The sequence below is a fragment of the Pseudomonas sp. LAMO17WK12:I1 genome, assembly GCF_900177315.1.
GTDB classification, from domain to species: Bacteria; Pseudomonadota; Gammaproteobacteria; order Pseudomonadales; family Pseudomonadaceae; genus Aquipseudomonas; species Aquipseudomonas marginalis.
Genome location: NZ_FWZV01000007.1, coordinates 361,407 through 381,415, shown reverse-complemented (window position 1 = coordinate 381,415; position 20,009 = coordinate 361,407). Strand labels below are relative to the sequence as shown.

The following is a 20,009-nucleotide window of genomic DNA, read 5'->3' as shown; positions in this document are numbered from 1 at the left end:
GCATGCTCATTCGCATAAACACTGCCTATGGAATGCCGAAGCCCCATGAAGCGCAAGAACATTCTTTTCATCATGGCCGATCAAATGGCCGCGCCGCTGCTTCCGTTCTACGGACCTTCTCCGATCAAGTTGCCGAATTTGAGCCGCCTCGCCGCACAGGGCGTGGTGTTCGACGCGGCCTATTGCAACAGCCCGCTGTGTGCCCCCTCACGCTTCACCCTGGTCAGCGGCCAATTGCCGAGCAAGATCGGCGCCTACGACAACGCGGCGGATTTTCCCGCCGATGTGCCGACCTATGCCCACTACCTGCGGCGCCTCGGTTATCGCACCGCGCTGTCAGGCAAGATGCACTTCTGCGGCCCCGACCAACTGCACGGCTATGAAGAACGCCTGACCAGCGACATCTACCCCGCCGACTATGGCTGGGCAGTGAACTGGGATGAGCCGGACGTACGCCCCACCTGGTACCACAACATGTCCTCGGTGCTGCAAGCCGGCCCGTGCGTGCGTACCAACCAGCTGGATTTCGACGAAGAGGTGGTGTTCAAGGCCCAGCAGTACCTGTTCGACCACATCCGCGAAGACGGCGACCAGCCGTTCTGCCTGACCGTGTCGATGACCCATCCCCACGACCCGTACACCATTCCCAAGCCGTTCTGGGATCTGTACGACGACAACGACATCCCGTTGCCCGCAACGCCGAGCCAGGAAGATCTCGACCCGCATTCCCAGCGTCTGCTCAAGGTCTATGACCTGTGGGACAAACCGTTGCCTGTGGATAAGATTCGCGATGCTCGCCGTGCCTACTTCGGCGCGTGCAGCTACATCGACAGCAATGTCGGCAAGCTGCTGCAGACCCTGGAAGACACCGGCCTGGCCGACGACACGATCATCGTTTTCTCCGGCGACCACGGCGACATGCTCGGTGAGCGCGGCCTCTGGTACAAAATGCACTGGTTTGAAATGGCCGCCCGCGTGCCGCTGCTGGTCAGTGCGCCGGGGCAATTTGCACCGGGCCGGGTGACCCAGGCCGTGTCCACCGCCGACCTGCTGCCCACCCTGGTGGAACTGGCCGGCGGCGAGCTGGACCCGCGCCTGCCACTGGACGGTCGCTCGCTGGTCCCGCACTTGCAGGGGCAGGGCGGGCATGACGAAGTCTTTGGCGAATACATGGCCGAAGGCACCATCAGCCCATTGATGATGATTCGCCGTGGCGCCTACAAATTCATCTACAGCGAAGACGACCCTTGTCTACTGTTCGATGTGCACAACGACCCGCACGAGCGGGAAGACCTCAGCCAGTCACCGGAACACCGGCCACTGTTAGAGGCGTTTTTGAATGAGGCGCGGGCCAAGTGGGACATCCCGGCGATCCACCAGCAGGTGCTCGCCAGCCAACGCCGTCGTCGCCTGGTGTTCGAGGCGCTGACCGAAGGCAAGCTGAAGAGCTGGGATCACCAGCCACTGGTGGACGCCAGTCAGCAATACATGCGCAACCATATCGACCTCGACGACCTGGAGCGCAAGGCACGTTATCCACAACCCTGCCAAAACCAATAAGTACAGAGGGAAGGCCATGCAAAAGTTAACTGCAGTAGTGGGCATGTTGGTGCTGAGTAGCGCCAATGCGTATGCGGACACCCGCTGTGAGACCGTGAAGATGGCCGATCCAGGCTGGAGCGACATTGCCGCCACCAACGCCATTACCGGTTTCCTGCTGAACGGCATGGGCTACAAGGCCAAGGTCGACACCCTGGCGGTGCCGATCACCTTCGGCGGGCTCAAGGACGGTCAGGTGGATGTATTCCTGGGCAACTGGATGCCGGCGCAGCAGGGCTTCTACGACAAATTCGTGGCCAACGGCGATGTGGTGCAGTTGGCGAAGAACCTCGACGGCACCGAGTTCACCCTCGCCGTGCCGGATTATGTGTGGGATGCCGGGGTGCATGACTTTGCCGACTTGAACAAATTCGCCGACAAGTTCGACAAGAAGATCTATGGCATCGGTTCCGGCGCGCCGGCAAATATCTCGCTGCAGGAGATCATCAAGAAGAATGACTTCGACCTGGGCCAGTGGAAGCTGATCGAGTCCAGTGAACAGGCGATGCTCGCCGAGGTCTCACGGGCGGTGAAGAAACAGCGTTTCGTCACCTTCCTCGGCTGGACGCCACACCCAATGAACGTGCAACTGAAAATGCACTATCTCAAAGGCGGCGAGAAATACTTCGGTGACACCGGCAGTGTGTATACCTTGACCCGCAAAGGGTATGCGCAGGCCTGCCCTAACGTCGGCAAACTGCTGACCAACCTGAGCTTCACCCAGGAAATGGAGAACAGCATCATGGCTGAGGTGGCCAACAACAAGGTCAGCAATGCCGACGCGGCGAAGGCGTGGATCAAGGCGAACCCGGCGGTGCTGGATAAATGGTTGGACGGTGTGAAAACCGTGGATGGCAAGGACGCGTTGCCGGCAGTAAAGGCCAAACTCTAGGGCCTTGCGCTATTCCAATTGTGGGAGGGGGCTTGCTCCCGATAGCGGAGTGCCAGTCAGAGAGATTTCGACGGGTCCACCTATATCGGGAGCAAGCCCCCTCCCACAAGGACCAGTGTGTACTGATACCCTGAGTCAAACCTTTTCAGCCGAGTTATAAATGCCCCGGCCCAACCGCCATACACTCTTCCCGTTCCTCAGCTGGCTGCCGCGCCAGACCCGCGCCAGCGTCGGCCGGGACGCGCTGGTCGGCCTCAGCGGCGCCGTGCTCGCGCTGCCCCAGTCGATTGCCTACGCGCTGATCGCCGGTCTCCCACCGGAGTACGGTCTGTATGCCGCCATCATCCCGGTGCTGATCGCCTGCCTGTGGGGTTCATCCTGGCACCTGATCTGTGGCCCCACGGCAGCGATTTCCATCGTGCTGTACGCCAGCGTCAGCCCGTTGGCCGTGCCGGGGTCTCAGGACTACATCACCCTGATCCTGTTGCTGACATTCCTCGCCGGGGTATTCCAGTGGCTGCTGGGCATGCTGCGCTTTGGCGCGCTGGTGAACTTCGTCTCGCATTCGGTGGTGCTGGGTTTCACCCTCGGTGCCGCCGTGGTGATTGCCCTCGGGCAGCTGCCCAATCTGCTTGGCCTGGATTTACCGAGCCAGGCCACAGCGATCAATAGCCTGCTGGCGCTGATCGACCACGCTGGCGAGTGGGACCATGCATCCCTTGCCCTTGGGCTCGGTACTTTGCTGGTGGGCGTGTTGCTCAAATACCTTGTGCCTCGCTGGCCAACGCTGCTGATCGCACTGACCCTGGGTAGCCTGGCAACGTGGCTATGGCCGACGATGTTCGGGCATGTGGTGCTGGTCAGTTCGTTTATCGGCAAGCTGCCACCGTTCAGCCCGTTGCCGCTGGATCCGGACATGATCCTGCGCCTGCTGCCCAGCGCCGTTGCGGTGGGCATGCTGGGGCTGGTGACCAGCCTGTCGATTGCCCGTTCGCTGTCGGCCCGTTCGCAACAATTGCTCGATGCCAACCAGGAAGTTCGCGCCCAGGGTTTATCCAATATCGTTGGCGGATTTTTCTCCGGGTATCTGTCGGCAGGGTCGTTCACCCGCTCCGGCCTCAGCTATGAGGCGGGTGCCTGTTCGCCGTTGGCCGGGGTGTTTTCCGCAGTATGGGTGGCCTTGTTTGCGCTGTTTGGCGCGGCATTGATCGCACATATTCCGATCCCGAGCATGGCCGCCAGCATCTTGCTGATTTCCTGGGGCCTGGTGGATCGTCGGGGTATTCGTGCGTTGTTCCGCGTGAGCCACGCAGAGTTCGTAGTGATGAGTCTGACCTGTGTCGCCACCTTGTTGCTGGAGTTGCAAACGGCGATTTATGCGGGGGTGTTGGCGTCGTTGTTTTTCTACCTTAAGCGCACGTCGCAGCCACGGGTACAGCAATGGCGTGATGGGGAAGAGGATGTGTTGCGCGTCGGTGGGTCGATCTTCTTTGGCGCCAGCCATTACCTGCAAGTACGCCTGCAAAGCTTGCAGGGTGAGCGGGTGGTGATCGAGGCGCAGCAGATCAACTTTATCGACTATTCCGGGGTGGAGATGCTGCACCAGGAGGCGCGTCGTTTAAACGGGCTGGGCCGTAGCCTGACATTGCGCCGCGCCAGGCCACAGGTGGTGGAAGAGTTGAAAAAACTGGAGGGGGCCGATAAATGCCCCATCCAGTTTGAAGATTGATTACTGCGCCAACTGTCGGCGCAGTTCAGCCAACACCGGCGCCGAATCCGGACGCACACCACGCCACAGGAAGAACGCTTCAGCCGCTTGCTCCACCAGCATGCCCAGGCCATCCATCGCCACGGCTGCGCCTTGCTCACTGGCCCAGCGGCAGAACGCGGTGGGTTGCTTGGCGTACATCATGTCGTAGCAAAATGTCTTGCCCGGTGCGATCAGGCTGCCGGCAATCGGCGGTACATCGCCTGACAGGCTGGCGGACGTGGCATTGATGATCACGTCCACCGGCTCACGCAGCCAGTCGAATCCACTGGCGGACACCGGGCCCAGGTCGTCGAACAGCTCGGCGAGCAATTCGGCTTTTTCCACGGTGCGGTTGGCGATGATCAACGAAGCGGGCCGTTCAGCCAGCAACGGCTCCAACGCGCCCCTTACCGCGCCACCCGCGCCCAGCAACAGGATGCGTCTGCCTTGCAGATTCAAGCCGGCGTTTACCGTCAGGTCGCGCACCAGGCCGGCGCCGTCGGTGTTGTCGCCGAGCAACGTACCGTCGGCCAGTTTGCTCAAGGTGTTCACCGCCCCGGCGCGTTGTGCCCGTTCGGTGAGGCTGTTGGCCAGACGGTAGGCGTCTTCCTTGAACGGCACGGTGACGTTGGCACCTCGGCCCTGTTGGAAAAACTCACGGGCACAGCCGGTGAAATCCTCCAGCGGCGCGAGCAAGGTGCTGTAGTCCAGTTGCTCGCCGGTCTGCTCGGCGAACATACGGTGAATCAGCGGCGACTTGCTGTGGCCGATGGGGTTGCCGAACACCACATAACGATCCATCAGACAGCCGCCTTGGGCGCGGCGATGCCCAGCCAATCGCGGTCTTGCAGGAAGTAGTCGGTGAGGCGTGCTTCTTCGCTGCCGGCCTCGGCTTTCCAGTCGTAGCTCCAGCGCACCTGAGGTGGCAGCGACATCAGGATCGACTCTGTGCGCCCGCCCGACTGCAGGCCGAACAGGGTGCCACGGTCATACACCAGGTTGAATTCAACGTAGCGGCCGCGACGGAATTCCTGGAACTGGCGTTGCTGTTCGGTATACGCGGCGGCTTTGCGGCGCTGCACAATCGGCAGGTAGGCGTCGATGTAGGCATCGCCGATGGCGCGGATAAACGCGAAGCAGGTGTCGAAGTCCCACTCGTTCAAGTCATCGAAAAACAGGCCGCCAATACCACGGGGCTCGTTGCGGTGCTTGATGTGGAAGTAGGTATCGCACCAGGCCTTGTAGCGCGAGTAAACGTCCGGGCCAAACGGCGCGCAGGCCTGCTCGGCCACGCGGTGCCAGTGAATGCAGTCTTCTTCGTTGCCATAGTAGGGCGTGAGGTCGAAGCCGCCACCGAACCACCACACCGGCTCTTCGCCTTCTTTTTCGGCGATGAAAAAACGCACGTTGGCGTGGGACGTTGGCACGTGTGGGTTGTGCGGATGAATCACCAGCGACACGCCCAGGGCTTCAAACCCGCGACCGGCCAGCTCGGGGCGATGCGCACTGGCTGACGGTGGGAGGCCGCTGCCGAACACGTGGGAAAAGTTAACGCCGCCCTTTTCGATGACCGAGCCGTTCTCGATCACACGGGTGCGACCGCCGCCGCCGGCAGGCCGGGTCCAGGCGTCTTCGATAAAGCGAGTGTCCGTCTCGAAGGTTTCCAGGGCGCTGCAAATGCGGTCTTGCAGGTCGAGCAGGTAGGCTTTGACAGCCTCGGTGCGAGTAGTCATGACATCACCTTGAATCGGGCAAAGCTACGCGAAGCCGTGGGGCGTCGGCGGCAAATGGGCACACAGGATACCACTGCACTTGGACAGCACTGCACTTAGGAGCGCCGCAGTTGACGAAGATCAAGCTTAGGAGTCCGATAGGGGGCTACGCGAATTCGACCTCAGGAGAAGTGCAGATGGCCAAACGTATCCAGTTCAGCGCCCATGGCGGCCCCGACGTACTTGAATATGTGGACTACACACCGGCAGAGCCCGGCCCGCAGCAGGTTCGAGTGCGTAACGAGGCGATTGGCCTGAATTTCATCGATACCTATTTCCGCAGTGGCCTTTACGCGCCGCCGGCCCTGCCATCGGGGCTTGGCGCAGAAGGCGCCGGTGTGGTTGATGCGGTGGGCAGCGAAGTCACGCAATTTAAAGTCGGCGACCGCGTGGCCTACGGCAGCGGCCCACTTGGGGCCTACAGCGAGTTGCACGTGCTGCCCGCCGCCAACCTGGTGCACCTGCCGGACGACATCAGCTTCGAACAAGCCGCCGGCGCGATGCTCAAGGGCCTGACCGTTCAATACCTGCTGCGCCAGACCTATGAGCTCAAAGGTGGCGAGACCATCCTGTTCCACGCCGCCGCCGGTGGCGTGGGCTCCCTGGCCTGCCAATGGGCCAAGGCACTGGGCGTGAAGCTGATCGGTACCGTGAGCTCGCCAGAAAAAGCCGCCCTGGCCAGATCCCTCGGCGCATGGGAAACCATCGACTACAGCAAGGAAAATGTCGCACAGCGCGTGCTGGAGTTGACTGACGGCAAAAAGGTGCCCGTGGTCTACGACGGTGTCGGCAAGGACACCTGGCTGACCTCATTGGACAGCGTGGCGCCACGTGGCCTGGTGGTGAGCTTTGGCAACGCGTCGGGCGCGGTGGATGGGGTGAACCTGGGGATACTCGCGGCCAAAGGCTCGCTATACGTGACACGGCCGACCCTGGCGACCTACGCCAACAATCCGGCGAACCTGCAGGTGATGGCGGATGATCTGTTTTCGATGATCAAGAGCGGCAAGGTGCGCATTGATATCAACCAGCGGTATTCGCTGGCAGACGCGGCGAAGGCACAGACGGAGTTGTCGGGGCGGCGTACCACTGGGTCGACCATTCTGTTGCCTTGAGGGCTTCTTCGGGGGCAAGCCCCCTCCCACATTTGACCGTGTTGTCATGACGGACACGGTTCAAATGTGAGAGGGCGCTTGCCCGCGATGGGTGCGATGCGGTCTCAGGAAGGCCGCACCACCTCACCCGTTGCCAAATCGCGAATCAGGCTCGGGTTCTTGCGCCCACCCAGGGCACCACCCAGCACCAGATCCACCTGCCCGCGGAAGTACTGCTCCACACGAATCCGCGTGCGCGCCGCCGGGCGGCCCTGGGGGTTGGCTGAGGTGGAAATCAACGGCCCCACCAGCGCGCACAAGTCCCGTACCAGCGGATGATCGCTCACCCGCAGCGCCACCGTGTCGTGCACACCGGTGACCCACTCCGGCAACAAATCCTGATGCGGCACCAACCACGTATTCGGTCCGGGCCAGGTGCTGGCCATGCGTTCGATCCAGGTATCCGGGAAGTCTTCGAACAGAAAGTCGAACTGGCGAATATTGTCTGCCACCAGGATCAGGCCCTTGTCCACCGAACGGTTCTTGATCGCCAGCAGCCGATCCACCGCCTCTTCGTTCCAGGGATCGCAACCCAGGCCCCAGACCGCTTCGGTTGGATAGGCAATCACCGCGCCTGCGCGAATTTCTCGTGCGGCTTCCAGCACACGCCACCTGTTGACCATTGTTTACTCTCCGGACTAAAGCTCTGGGAAGTTTACCGATCTTCTTTACAAAACCTAGTTCCAAAAAACTGGCCGCTACAAAAGCTGGCCACGCGCAAGCCAGCGCCCGCTTTCGCAGATCACCAGGCCTTCAAGTTCCAACTCCGTGAGGGTCGCCAACACCTGGGCCAACGGCCGCCCACTGGCCAGCGCGAGGGCTTCGCTGGTATGGGGCGCCGCGTGCAACAGCGCCACCAACGGATGTATCACAGGCATCGGCGCCGGGCGTGACAATGCCTGCCAGCCACGCAAGCCTTCGAGGATGTGTTCAATGGTTTCCACCAGCATCGCCCCCTCACGGATCAACTGGTGACACCCTTTGGCCCCCGGATGATGGATGGAGCCCGGGATTGCATACACCTCGCGCCCTTGCTCGGCCGCGAGCTTGGCGGTGATCAGCGAGCCGCTGGCCATGCTGGCCTCCACCACCAGCACGCCCAGGGACAGGCCGCTGATGATGCGGTTGCGCCGGGGGAAGTTACCGGCCTGGGGCGCGGCGTCCAGCGGAAACTCGGAAACCACGGCGCTGCCTTGGGCAATCATCGCCGCCGCAAGCCGTCGATGGCGCTGTGGATAAAGATTTTCCAGGCCCGTGCCGAGTACGCCGATTGTATGACCCCCCACATCCAAAGCGGCTTGATGGGCCGCACCGTCGATTCCCAGCGCAAGGCCACTGGTGATGACAAAACCGGCGCTCGCCAGGCTGCGGGAAAATGCGGCGGCCGTGTCCATGCCGGGGCGGGATGCACGGCGGCTGCCGACCATCGCCAGTTGCGGTTTTTCCAGGATCCCCGGGTCGCCGGCGACAAATAAAAGCGGCGGGGCATCATCTATCTGGGCGAGCAGTGCCGGGTACTCAGGTTGGTCCCACATCAGCAAATGCTGGTCCGGACGTTCCAACCAGGCCAACGCCTCACTGGCGCCGTCGCGGATCTCATGGCTACGGCGGGCATCGGCGCTGATGGGTGACAACCCCAAGGAGCGCCACGCGCTGGCCGGGGCACCGATGGCCTTTGAAGCGCTGCCGAACGCTTCGATCAACAACCTAAAACGCTTCGGGCCTACCTCCGGCAGCCTGTGCAGGCGTAGGCGGGCTTCCAGTTCTGAAGGGGAAATTTCATTGCAGTTTTTCGAAAGCATCTGATCATCCTTGACCGGAACAAGCTGTGGATAACTCTGTTGGTAACTTATTTAGCAGGCTATTTATTACGGTCGAGGGGCAGTCTCGAAATGGGGGGATAAGTAGCGATTTCCTCATGGGGTGAATCTCCTTTATTATGTGCGTTCGCGTGAAATGCCAGGGCCTTCGCGGCTTTCGGGCGTTTCACACCGGCCGTATGGGTCCATTCCCACTGCCGATTTGCCTTTACCTCACATGTGCAGCAATTACGCTTATGGCTATTTTGAACATCCTCGAATTCCCCGACTCGCGCCTGCGCACAATCGCCAAGCCGGTGGCCGTAGTGGACGACAAGGTTCGTCAGCTGGTCGATGACATGTTTGAAACAATGTATGAAGCGCCTGGTATCGGCCTCGCCGCCACCCAGGTCAACGTGCATCTGCGCGTCGTGGTCATGGACCTGTCGGAAGATCGCAGCGAACCGCGGGTGTATATCAACCCCGAATTCGAACCGTTGACCGACGAGATGGGCGAATACCAGGAAGGCTGCCTCTCGGTACCGGAGTTCTACGAGAACGTCGAGCGCCCGCTGCGCGTGAAGATCAAGGCCCTCGACCGCGACGGCAAACCGTTCGAACTGATTGCCGAAGGCCTGCTGGCCGTGTGCATCCAGCACGAATGCGACCACCTCAATGGCAAGCTGTTTGTCGATTACCTGTCCACGCTCAAACGCGACCGGATCAAGAAGAAGCTGGAAAAAAAGCATCGCCAGCAAGCTTGATGCCCTCCTTCCAAAGGCTTGCTGCGGCAAGCCTTTTTCTTTTGTGACTGCTTTTAACCGAGACCTCCCATGACCGAGCCATTGCGCATTGTTTTTGCCGGCACGCCTGAATTTGCCGCCGAACACCTCAAGGCCCTGCTTGCCAGCCCTTATGACATCGTCGCGGTGTACACCCAGCCGGATCGCCCGGCCGGTCGCGGGCAAAAACTGATGCCGAGCCCGGTCAAGCAGTTGGCGCTTGAGCACAACATCCCCGTGCTGCAACCGCCGACCCTGCGCAACGCCGAGGCCCAGGCTGAACTGGCGGCGCTGCAACCGGACTTGCTGGTGGTGGTGGCCTACGGTTTGATCCTGCCCCAGGTCGTGCTGGATATTCCACGCCTGGGCTGTATCAACAGCCACGCCTCACTGCTGCCACGCTGGCGCGGTGCGGCGCCGATCCAGCGTGCCGTGGAGGCAGGCGACAGCGAAAGCGGCGTGACGGTGATGCGCATGGAGGCGGGTTTGGACACCGGCCCGATGCTGCTCAAGGTCACCACTCCGATCACGGCCCAAGACACCGGTGGCAGCCTGCACGACCGCCTCGCCGAGATGGGCCCGCCCGCCGTGATCCAGGCCATTGCCGGTCTCGCCGCTGGCACACTGCAAGGTGAGGTGCAGGACGACAGCCTGGCCACCTACGCCCACAAGCTGAACAAGGACGAAGCCCGCATCGACTGGAGCCGCCCGGCTGTGGAGCTGGAACGCCTGGTGCGTGCCTTCAACCCGTGGCCGATCTGCCACAGCACCCTCAATGGCGAAGCCTTGAAAGTGTTGGCCGCGACCTTGGCCGACGGCAAAGGCGCACCCGGTGAAATCATCGGTGCCAGCAAGGAGGGGCTGCTGGTCGCTTGCGGCGAACAGGCGCTGTGCCTGACCCGTCTGCAATTGCCCGGTGGCAAGGCGCTTAATTTCAGCGATTTGTACAACAGTCGCCGTGAGAAATTTTCCCTGGGCACGATCCTCGGGGTGGCAGCCCAATGAACCCGCGTCTGGCCGCCGCCAAGGCCCTGGCCGCCGTACTCAACGGCAAGGCTTCGCTGAACAGTTCGCTGCCCACGCAGTTGGACAAGGTCGAAGACCGCGATCGCGGTTTCACCCAGGACCTGGCCTTCGGCACCGCTCGCTGGCAACCACGGTTGTCGGCGCTGGCAGCCAAGCTGCTGCAAAAGCCTTTCAAGGCGGCCGATGCTGATGTCGAGGCGCTGCTGCTGGTCGGTCTCTATCAATTGCTCTACACCCGCGTGCCGGCCCACGCCGCCATCGGTGAAACCGTCGGTTGCGCCGACAAGCTGAAAAAGCCCTGGGCCAAGGCCCTGCTCAACGCGGTACTGCGCCGCGCCCAGCGCGAAAGCGAAGGACTGCTGGCCGAGTTGGAACATGACCCGGTGGTGCGCACCGCTCACCCGCGCTGGCTGCAAAAATCCCTGAAGGCCTTCTGGCCCGAGCAATGGGAAGCCATTTGCGCGGCCAACAACGCGCACCCGCCGATGATCCTGCGGGTCAATCGTCGTCATCACCGCCGTGATGCGTACCTGCACTTGCTGACGAACGCAGGGATCAACGCCACGCCATGCGTGTACAGCAGCGACGGCATCGTGCTGGAAGCGGCCACCGACGTGCGCAGCCTGCCGGGCTTCGCCGAAGGCTGGATCAGTGTGCAGGACGAGGCCGCGCAACTGGCCGCCGACCTGCTCGACCTGGCTCCCGGTCAGCGTGTACTGGACGCCTGCTGTGCTCCGGGCGGTAAGACCTGTCACATCCTCGAAGTCGAAAAGGACCTGGCCGGTGTAGTGGCGGTCGATCTGGAAGCCAAGCGCCTGGTGCGTGTACGGGAGAACCTCGCGCGCCTGGGCCTCAGCGCCGAGCTGATCGCTGCCGACGGCCGCGACACCGCCACCTGGTGGGACGGCAAACCGTTCCAACGCATCCTGCTTGACGCGCCGTGTTCCGCCACCGGTGTGATCCGCCGTCACCCGGACATCAAGCTCACCCGCCAACCCGACGACATCACCGCCCTTGCGGTGCTGCAAGGCGAACTGCTCGACGCACTGTGGCCGACCCTCGAAGTCGGCGGCATCCTGCTCTACGCCACCTGCTCCACCTTGCCCACCGAAAACACCGAGGTGATCGAAGCCTTTCTCGCCCGCACCAGCGGCGCGCGGGAACTGGACCTCGCCACGGCCGCCGGTATCAAGCAGCCCCATGGCCGCCAGTTACTCGCGCAGGAAGGCGGGCATGATGGTTTCTACTACGCCAAACTGATCAAGATCGCCGCCGCGCGCGGCTGAACGGGTTTAAGGGAGTGACCGGATGAAAATCATCATCCTTGGAGCAGGGCAGGTTGGCGGCACACTGGCCGAACATTTGGCCAGTGAAGCCAATGACATCACCGTGGTCGACACCGATGCCGAGCGCCTGCGCAACCTGGGCGACCGCCTGGATATCCGCACCGTACAAGGCCGGGCGTCGTTTCCTACCGTGCTGCGTCAGGCGGGTGCCGACGATGCCGACATGCTGGTCGCGGTCACCAACAGCGACGAGACCAATATGGTCGCCTGCCAGGTCGCCCACACCCTGTTCCACACCCCGACCAAGATCGCCCGGGTGCGTGAAGCCGCCTACCTGACCCGCGCCGGCCTGTTCGACAACGACGCTATCCCCGTGGACGTGCTGATCAGCCCGGAACAGGTCGTCACCCACTACATCAAGCGCCTGATCGAAATCCCCGGCGCCTTGCAGGTGATCGACTTCGCCGGCGGCAAGGCGCAATTGGTGGCGGTGAAGGCCTACTACGGTGGGCCGCTGGTGGGTCAGCAGTTGCGTCAACTGCGTGAACACATGCCGAATGTGGAAACCCGCGTAGCCGCGATTTTCCGACGTGACCGGCCGATCCTGCCCCAGGGCGATACGGTGATCGAGGCCGATGACGAAGTATTCTTCATCGCTGCCAAAGCGAATATTCGTGCCGTCATGAGTGAAATGCGTCGGCTCGATGAGAGCTACAAACGCATCGTCATCGCCGGCGGCGGGCAGATTGGCGAGCGCCTGGCCGAAGCGATCGAGAGTCGCTACCAGGTGAAAATCATCGAGATGAGCCCGGCACGCTGCCGGCATTTGTCCGACACCCTGGACAGCACGGTCGTACTGCAAGGCAGTGCCTCGGACCGCGACCTGCTGATGGAAGAAAACATCGCCGATGCGGATATCTTCCTGGCCCTGACCAACGATGACGAGGCCAACATCATGTCGTCGCTGCTGGCCAAGCGGCTGGGGGCCAAGAAGGTGATGACCATCATCAACAACCCGGCCTACGTCGACCTGATCCAGGGCGGCGATATCGACATCGCCATCAGCCCACAACTGGCCACCATCGGCACCTTGCTTGCCCACGTGCGCCGTGGCGATATCGTCAGCGTGCACTCCCTGCGCCGGGGTGCGGCGGAGGCCATCGAAGCGATTGCCCACGGTGATTCGAAGTCGAGCAAAGTGATCGGCAAGGCCATCCGCGATATAGGCCTGCCGCCGGGCACCACCATTGGCGCAATCATTCGTGATGAGGAAGTGATCATCGCCCACGACGACACGGTGATCGCCACGGGTGACCACGTGATCCTGTTCCTGGTGGATAAAAAACATATCCGCGATGTGGAGAAGCTGTTCCACGTGGGATTGAGCTTTTTCTGATCAACCGGAGTGACCGACATGCTCGAATCCCTGGAAAAAATGCTCGCCAAGGGTGTGGATAATTCCCTGCTGCGCTTTGGGCTGGGCAAGGGTTATCTGGACCTGAAGGACAATGCCAAGGCGGCGGAGCATTTGCACAAATGCGTCGAGTTCGATCCGAAGTATTCGGCGGCGTGGAAGTTGTTGGGCAAGGCGCAGCTGGGGCAGGGTGATAACGCCGCGGCGCGACAGGCGTGGGAGAAGGGCATCGAAGCGGCCCAGGCCCATGGCGACAAGCAGGCCGAGAAAGAGATGACGGTGTTCCTGAAGAAACTCGAGCGCCAAAGCTAAGCAGATCGAAAATGTGGGAGGGGGCTTGCTCCCGATAGCGGTGGTTCAGTCAACTATGCATTGGCTGACACACTGCTATCGGGAGCAAGCCCCCTCCCACATTTGGTTTTGGATTGGCTCTGGGTCAGTACCACCGCGCCTCACCCGGCGGGCGTTTCTTGAAGCGCTTCATGCTCCACATGTACTGGCTCGGGTAGGCGCCGACATAACGCTCCACCACTTTGCTCATCGCCGCGCAGGACGTGGCGGTGTCGGTGCTGTACATGTCTTCCGGCGCCGCTTCCAGAATCACTTTGTAGCCCGAACCGTCCGGCAGCCGCAGCGCATGCAGGAACACACCGACCGCCTTGTGGCCGGCGAGCATGTTCGGCACGAACTTGCTGGTGAGCGCCTGGGTGGCGAAGAACGGCACGAAGATCCCGGCGGACTCGGCCGGCTCCGGGTCGGCCGGAATACCCACCTGGCCGCCTTTGCGCACTTCCTTGATCACACTGAGGATGCCTTCCTTGGTGGACGCCGCCACGCGGTTACCCAGTTGTACGCGCTGCTTGCGCAGCAATTCATCCACCGCCTTGAGCTTGGGCGGACGGTAAAAAATGATCGGTTTGCACTGGCTGCAATAGAAGTGGTTCAACACCTCCCAGTTGCCCAGGTGGCTGGTGATGCCGACCACACCTTTGCCCGAGGCCAGGGCTTCGTGCAGCACCTCGAGGCCTTCGACTTCACGCACCAGGTCGATGGAGCGCTGGGCCGGCCAGATCCAGGCGCAGGCGCTTTCGGTCAGGGACTTGCCGATGTCCTTCAGGCTCTGGCCAACCAGGCGCTCGCGCGCGGCGGGGTCCATGTCCGGGAAGCATTTAGAGAGGTTGATCCGCACCGTGTCACGGGAGCGGTTAGGGGTTTTCCACATGATCCAGCCGATGGCCGTGCCGACCGCTTGAACCGCGCGCCAGGGCAATAGGGCAAACAACCGAAGAGCGCCTACCAGCAAGGCGCCTTTAAACTTTTCCACAGGTCACTCCTGATCGTGTGTGGTGCGCAAAGCCGCCATTCTAACCGGCGTTGACCAAGTCCGCGTAACGGTCGCAGTCCTGGGTGTGGTCCATGACCATGCCCGAGGCCTGCATGAACGCGTAACAGATGGTCGGGCCGACAAAGGTGAAGCCGGCTTTCTTGAGTGCTTTGCTCATGGCTTCAGCCTCCGGCGTAATCGCCGGCACTTCGCTGCGGTCCTTGAAATGGTTGACCTTGGGCACGCCGCCGACAAACGACCAGAGCCACCCCACCGGATCTTCAAGCGCCAGCCAGGCTGCGGCGTTGCGCCGGGTGGCATTGAGCTTGAGGCGGTTACGCACAATGCCAGGGTCAAGCATCAGCGCTTCGATCTCGGCATCGGTCAGCTGTGCCAGACGCAGGGCATCAAAACCAAACAAGACCTTTCGATAATGCTCGCGTTTGCGTAGAACGGTGATCCAGGACAGGCCCGCCTGGAACCCTTCGAGCAAAAGCAACTCGAACAAACCCTGCGCATCGCGCAGCGGCGTTCCCCACTCCTGATCGTGATAAGCCATGTACAGCGGATCTTCAGAACACCAAAAGCAGCGTGGCATAAGGCTCCAGGGGATGGTGGCGCGGCCGAATCGGGTATACTCCCGCTCTTTAAATCGCAGCCCAAGTAACAGGTGAATTTCGTGAGCCAGCCTACGCCAGCCGTGCGTACCTTCCAAGACTTGATCCTCGCCCTCCAGCAATACTGGGCCGAGCAAGGTTGTGTGGTACTTCAGCCCTACGATATGGAAGTAGGCGCCGGCACTTTCCACACCGCTACATTCCTGCGGGCCATCGGCCCGGAAACCTGGAACGCCGCTTATGTGCAGCCCAGTCGTCGCCCGACTGACGGCCGCTACGGCGAAAACCCGAACCGTCTGCAGCACTACTATCAGTTCCAGGTAGTCCTGAAGCCGAACCCGGACAACTTCCAGGAACTGTACCTGGGCTCGCTCAAGCACGTGGGCCTCGACCCGCTGGTGCACGACATCCGTTTCGTCGAAGACAACTGGGAGTCGCCCACCCTCGGCGCCTGGGGCCTGGGCTGGGAAGTCTGGCTCAATGGCATGGAAGTCACCCAGTTCACCTACTTCCAGCAGGCCGGTGGCATCGAGTGCTACCCGGTAACCGGTGAGATCACCTACGGCCTCGAGCGCCTGGCCATGTACCTGCAGGGCGTGGATTCGGTCTACGACCTGGTGTGGGCTGACGGCCCGTTCGGCAAAGTGACCTATGGCGACGTGTTCCACCAGAACGAAGTGGAGCAATCGACCTACAACTTCGAACACGCCAACGTCGACAAGCTGTTCGAACTGTTCGACTTCTATGAAAGCGAAGCCAAGCGCCTGATCGAACTCGACCAGCCGCTGCCGTTGCCGAGCTATGAAATGGTGTTGAAGGCCTCCCATACCTTCAACCTGCTGGACGCCCGTCGTGCCATCTCGGTAACCGCGCGCCAGCAATACATCCTGCGTGTACGCACCCTGGCGCGTTCCGTCGCTCAAGCCTACCTGCTGGCTCGCGCCAAGCTGGGCTTCCCGATGGCCACCCCGGACCTGCGTGATGAAGTGTTGGCTAAGCTGGAGGCTGCACAATGAGTGCTCAAGATTTCCTGGTTGAACTGGGCACCGAAGAGCTGCCACCCAAGGCACTCAATACCCTGGCCGATGCGTTCCTGGCCGGTATCGAAAAAGGCCTGCAGAGCGCCGGCCTGAAATTTGAAGCGAAAAAAGTCTACGCCGCACCGCGCCGCCTGGCCGTGTTGCTGACCGCGCTGGAAACCCAGCAGCCGGACCGCAGCATCAACCTCGACGGCCCGCCACGCCAGGCGGCTTTCGACGCCGAAGGCAACCCGACCCAAGCCGCACTGGGCTTCGCCAAGAAGTGTGGCGTCGAGCTGAGCGAGATCGACCAGAGCGGCCCGAAACTGCGTTTCAGCCAGGTCATCACAGGCAAGCCCACCGCCAGCCTGTTGCCGACCATCGTCGAAGACTCCCTGAACGACCTGCCGATTCCCAAGCGCATGCGCTGGGGCGCGCGCAAGGAAGAGTTCGTGCGCCCGACCCAGTGGCTGGTGATGCTGCTCGGTGACCAGGTCATCGATTGCACCATCCTCGCCCAGAAAGCTGGCCGTGATTCCCGTGGCCATCGCTTCCACCATCCACAAGCGGTGCGCATCACTTCGCCGGCTAACTATGCCGCCGATCTGCGTGCTGCCTACGTGCTGGCCGATGCCAACGAGCGTCGCGATCTGATCAGCAAACGCACCGAAGAACTCGCCCGCCTGCAGGAAGGCACCGCCATCGTGCCGCCAAGCCTGCTCGACGAAGTGACCGCGCTGGTTGAATGGCCGGTGCCGCTGGTGTGCTCGTTCGAAGAACGTTTCCTCGATGTGCCGCAGGAAGCGCTGATCACCACCATGCAGGACAACCAGAAGTATTTCTGCCTGCTGGACGTGGACGGCAAGTTGCTGCCGCGCTTTATCACCGTGGCCAACATCGAAAGCAAGGACCCGCAGCAGATCATCGCCGGTAACGAGAAAGTCGTGCGTCCGCGCCTGACTGACGCCGAGTTCTTCTTCAAGCAAGACAAGAAGCAGAAGCTGGAAGACTTCAACCTGCGCCTGCAGAACGTGGTGTTCCAGGAAAAACTTGGCAGCGTCTACGACAAGGCCGTGCGCGTTTCCAAGCTGGCGGCCTACATTGCCCCACGCATCGGCGGTGATGCCGCCTGGGCTGCGCGTGCAGGCTTGCTGTCCAAGTGCGACCTGGCCACCGAAATGGTCGGCGAGTTCCCGGAGATGCAGGGCGTTGCCGGTTACTACTACGCCCTCAACGATGGCGAGGCGGACGATGTCGCGCTGGCGCTGAACGAGCAGTACATGCCGCGTGGCGCCGGCGCCGAGCTGCCGACCACCCTGACCGGTGCGGCCGTGGCCATCGCCGACAAGCTGGATACCCTCGTCGGTATCTTCGGTATCGGCATGCTGCCTACCGGTAGCAAAGACCCGTATGCCCTGCGTCGCGCGGCCCTCGGCGTGCTGCGTATCCTGATCGACAAGAAACTCGACCTCGACCTGACCCAGGCCGTGGTGTTCGCGGTCGGCCAGTTCGGTGGCAAGGTCAAGCAAGCCGGCCTGGCCGAGCAAGTGCTGGAGTTCGTGTTCGACCGCCTGCGTGCGCGTTATGAAGACGAAGGCGTGGACGTTTCCGTCTACCTGTCGGTACGTGCCCTGCAACCGGGTTCGGCGCTGGACTTCGATCAACGCGTACAAGCCGTACAGGCGTTCCGTAAGCTGCCGGAAGCCGACGCCCTGGCCGCTGTGAACAAGCGTGTGTCGAACCTGCTGGGCAAGGCCGAAGGCCTGGGCAACGCCGATGTCGACCCAGGCCTGTTCGCCGACGCCAAGGAGTTCTCGCTGAATTCTGCCATTGCCAAGGCAGAGAACGCGGTGAAGCCGCTGATCGCCGAACGCAATTACGCCGAAGCCCTGGCACGCCTGGCGACCTTGCGTGAGCCGGTGGATGCGTTCTTCGAAGCGGTGATGATCAATGCCGAAGATGCCGGCGTGCGGAAAAACCGCTACGCCATGCTGGCGCGTCTGCGTGGCCTGTTCGTCAACATCGCTGACATTTCGACACTGAGCTGACCATGTTGAAACTGCTGATTCTCGATCGGGACGGGGTGATCAACTACGACTCCGACGCTTACATCAAGTCGGTGGCGGAATGGATTCCACTGCCCGGTTCGATCGAGGCCATCGCGCAGTTGAGCAAAGCCGGCTGGACGGTGGCCATCGCCACCAACCAGTCCGGCATCGCCCGCGGCTATTACGACATCGCCACCCTGGACGCCATGCACACGCGCTTGCGCACGCTGGTGGCGGAGCAGGGCGGGGAAGTGGGGCTGGTGGTGTACTGCCCTCACGGGCCGGATGAGGGCTGCGATTGCCGCAAACCCAAGCCTGGCATGTTGAAAACCATTGCAGAACATTACAAGGTGCCCTTGGCTGGGATATGGTTCGTCGGGGACAGCCTCGGTGACCTGGAGGCGGCCAAAGCCGTCGACTCTCAGCCAGTTTTGGTAAAGACCGGGAAAGGCGAAAAGACCCAGGCGAAAAACCTGCCGGTAGGCACCTTGATTTTTGACGATCTGGCGGCGGTTGCCGCAGAACTTATCAACAACTAGCCGCCCTCGACTTCCTGGCCAAGGACTGTTCGGGAGTGCGCTTTTAACAGGCGGGCCATGTCCCGCAACGGTAAATGCCGCCATGTCGATTTTGCAGGCCATCAGAACCTTTTTCTTTTACCTGCTGCTGGGCACCAGTTCGTTTCTCTGGTGCACCCTGAGCTTTTTTATTGCGCCGTTCCTGCCGTTCAAGGCGCGCTATCGCTTTATCAACGTCTATTGGTGCCGCTGCGCGTTGTGGCTGACCAAGGCGTTCCTGAACATTCGTTTCGAGATCAAGGGCGCTGAAAACGTACCGGAGCAGCCGTGCGTGATTCTGTCGAACCACCAGAGCACCTGGGAGACCTTCTTCCTCTCGGCTTACTTCTCGCCGTTGAGCCAGGTGCTCAAGCGCGAGCTGCTGTACGTGCCGTTCTTCGGCTGGGCCATGGCCATGTTGCGCCCGATCGCCATCGACCGTGACAACCCCAAGGCGGCGCTCAAGCACGTCGCCAAGAAGGGCGATGAACTGCTCAAGGATGGCGTGTGGGTGCTGATCTTCCCGGAAGGTACGCGGGTACCCTTTGGGACAGTAGGCAAGTTCTCTCGCGGCGGTACCGCATTGGCAGTTAACGCAAACCTGCCGGTGCTGCCGATTGCGCATAACGCCGGCAAGTTCTGGCCGAAGGCGGGTTGGGCAAAACGCGCAGGCACCATCACTGTGGTGATAGGCGAGCCAATGTACGCAGAAGGGGAAGGCCCACGCGCCATTGCCGCGCTGAATGACCGTGCCCAGGCATGGAATGAAGCGCAGCAGCGGGCCATGGGTTCCCTACCGCCAGAGCCGATTGTGGTGGAGACGCCGGTGGTATGAGCATCTGTGGATAACCTGTGTACGCTTTGTTGGCGAATTGGCTTTTTTTGGTCCTAATAAGTTGATTTAGTTAGATATTTCCAAATCCATTAAAATCGCAAAAAACGTGCATAAGTTTTTTCCTTCATTAAAAAA

At 61.5% G+C, this 20,009-nt stretch carries 19 protein-coding genes; 13 read left to right on the top strand and 6 right to left on the bottom strand.

Going from position 1 to position 20,009, the window contains the following annotated elements; all coding sequences use genetic code 11:
- Positions 1–45: 45 nt before the first annotated feature.
- The 3 genes from betC to B9N88_RS16130 all read left to right on the top strand — a co-directional run bounded on the left by betC (position 46) and on the right by B9N88_RS16130 (position 4,220).
- Entirely contained in the window at positions 46–1,560 is a 1,515-nt protein-coding gene (betC, locus tag B9N88_RS16140) for a choline-sulfatase (protein ID WP_027608143.1), read from the top strand.
- A gap of 16 nt (positions 1,561–1,576) precedes the next feature.
- The gene (gene choX, locus B9N88_RS16135; protein WP_027608144.1) at positions 1,577–2,491 is read left to right on the top strand and encodes a choline ABC transporter substrate-binding protein; all 915 of its coding nucleotides are present in this window, start codon (positions 1,577–1,579) and stop codon (positions 2,489–2,491) included.
- Positions 2,492–2,651: 160 nt separating this feature from the next.
- Complete coding sequence (locus tag B9N88_RS16130) at positions 2,652–4,220, top strand: SulP family inorganic anion transporter (protein WP_027608145.1); 1,569 nt, start codon at positions 2,652–2,654, stop codon at positions 4,218–4,220.
- Here B9N88_RS16130 and aroE read toward each other — a convergent pair whose 3' ends face one another.
- Together aroE and hemF are read right to left on the bottom strand one after the other, a co-directional pair.
- A complete protein-coding gene (gene aroE, locus B9N88_RS16125; RefSeq protein WP_027608146.1) occupies positions 4,221–5,042 on the bottom strand; it encodes a shikimate dehydrogenase in 822 nt (273 codons plus the stop codon).
- Positions 5,042–5,974, bottom strand: coding sequence for an oxygen-dependent coproporphyrinogen oxidase (gene hemF / locus B9N88_RS16120; protein ID WP_027608147.1), 933 nt, complete (start codon positions 5,972–5,974; stop codon positions 5,042–5,044). The genes aroE and hemF overlap by 1 nt, the downstream gene beginning before the upstream one ends.
- A 176-nt stretch (positions 5,975–6,150) precedes the next feature.
- Here hemF and B9N88_RS16115 point away from each other — a divergent pair, with 176 nt between their 5' ends.
- Positions 6,151–7,128, top strand: a complete 978-nt coding sequence (locus tag B9N88_RS16115) for a quinone oxidoreductase family protein (RefSeq protein ID WP_027608148.1) — start codon at positions 6,151–6,153, stop codon at positions 7,126–7,128.
- Positions 7,129–7,232: 104 nt separating this feature from the next.
- On the opposite strand, the gene B9N88_RS16110 is transcribed toward B9N88_RS16115, so the two are convergent.
- Complete coding sequence (locus B9N88_RS16110; protein WP_027608149.1) at positions 7,233–7,790, bottom strand: L-threonylcarbamoyladenylate synthase type 1 TsaC; 558 nt, start codon at positions 7,788–7,790, stop codon at positions 7,233–7,235.
- Positions 7,791–7,865: 75 nt separating this feature from the next.
- Complete coding sequence (dprA, locus tag B9N88_RS16105; RefSeq protein ID WP_027608150.1) at positions 7,866–8,969, bottom strand: DNA-processing protein DprA; 1,104 nt, start codon at positions 8,967–8,969, stop codon at positions 7,866–7,868.
- A gap of 254 nt (positions 8,970–9,223) precedes the next feature.
- Between dprA and def the strand changes: the two genes are divergently transcribed.
- The 5 genes from def (at position 9,224) to B9N88_RS16080 (ending at position 13,786) form a co-directional block, all read left to right on the top strand.
- On the top strand, positions 9,224–9,730 hold the full coding sequence (def, locus tag B9N88_RS16100; RefSeq protein ID WP_005783383.1) for a peptide deformylase: 507 nt from the start codon (positions 9,224–9,226) through the stop codon (positions 9,728–9,730).
- Positions 9,731–9,799: 69 nt separating this feature from the next.
- Positions 9,800–10,753, top strand: a complete 954-nt coding sequence (gene fmt, locus B9N88_RS16095) for a methionyl-tRNA formyltransferase (protein WP_027608151.1) — start codon at positions 9,800–9,802, stop codon at positions 10,751–10,753.
- Positions 10,750–12,060: a 16S rRNA (cytosine(967)-C(5))-methyltransferase RsmB gene (rsmB, locus tag B9N88_RS16090; RefSeq protein WP_027608152.1), complete on the top strand. Its 1,311-nt coding sequence runs from the start codon at positions 10,750–10,752 to the stop codon at positions 12,058–12,060. Before fmt ends, rsmB begins: the two co-directional genes overlap by 4 nt.
- A 22-nt stretch (positions 12,061–12,082) precedes the next feature.
- Entirely contained in the window at positions 12,083–13,456 is a 1,374-nt protein-coding gene (gene trkA / locus B9N88_RS16085) for a Trk system potassium transporter TrkA (RefSeq protein ID WP_027608153.1), read from the top strand.
- An 18-nt stretch (positions 13,457–13,474) separates the two neighbouring features.
- Positions 13,475–13,786, top strand: coding sequence for a tetratricopeptide repeat protein (locus tag B9N88_RS16080; RefSeq protein ID WP_027608154.1), 312 nt, complete (start codon positions 13,475–13,477; stop codon positions 13,784–13,786).
- Between the two features lie 124 nt (positions 13,787–13,910).
- On the opposite strand, the gene B9N88_RS16075 is transcribed toward B9N88_RS16080, so the two are convergent.
- Positions 13,911–14,798, bottom strand: a complete 888-nt coding sequence (locus tag B9N88_RS16075) for a lysophospholipid acyltransferase (protein ID WP_027608155.1) — start codon at positions 14,796–14,798, stop codon at positions 13,911–13,913.
- Between the two features lie 40 nt (positions 14,799–14,838).
- Entirely contained in the window at positions 14,839–15,396 is a 558-nt protein-coding gene (locus B9N88_RS16070; protein ID WP_027608156.1) for a DNA-3-methyladenine glycosylase I, read from the bottom strand.
- Positions 15,397–15,477: 81 nt separating this feature from the next.
- Between B9N88_RS16070 and glyQ the strand changes: the two genes are divergently transcribed.
- The 4 genes from glyQ (at position 15,478) to B9N88_RS16050 (ending at position 19,874) form a co-directional block, all read left to right on the top strand.
- Positions 15,478–16,431, top strand: coding sequence for a glycine--tRNA ligase subunit alpha (glyQ, locus tag B9N88_RS16065; RefSeq protein WP_003187265.1), 954 nt, complete (start codon positions 15,478–15,480; stop codon positions 16,429–16,431).
- Entirely contained in the window at positions 16,428–18,482 is a 2,055-nt protein-coding gene (glyS, locus tag B9N88_RS16060; protein WP_027608157.1) for a glycine--tRNA ligase subunit beta, read from the top strand. The genes glyQ and glyS overlap by 4 nt, the downstream gene beginning before the upstream one ends.
- Before the next feature lie 2 nt (positions 18,483–18,484).
- Positions 18,485–19,021, top strand: coding sequence for a D-glycero-beta-D-manno-heptose 1,7-bisphosphate 7-phosphatase (gmhB, locus tag B9N88_RS16055; protein ID WP_166655292.1), 537 nt, complete (start codon positions 18,485–18,487; stop codon positions 19,019–19,021).
- A gap of 82 nt (positions 19,022–19,103) precedes the next feature.
- Entirely contained in the window at positions 19,104–19,874 is a 771-nt protein-coding gene (locus B9N88_RS16050) for a lysophospholipid acyltransferase family protein (protein WP_027608159.1), read from the top strand.
- Positions 19,875–20,009: the final 135 nt, after the last annotated feature.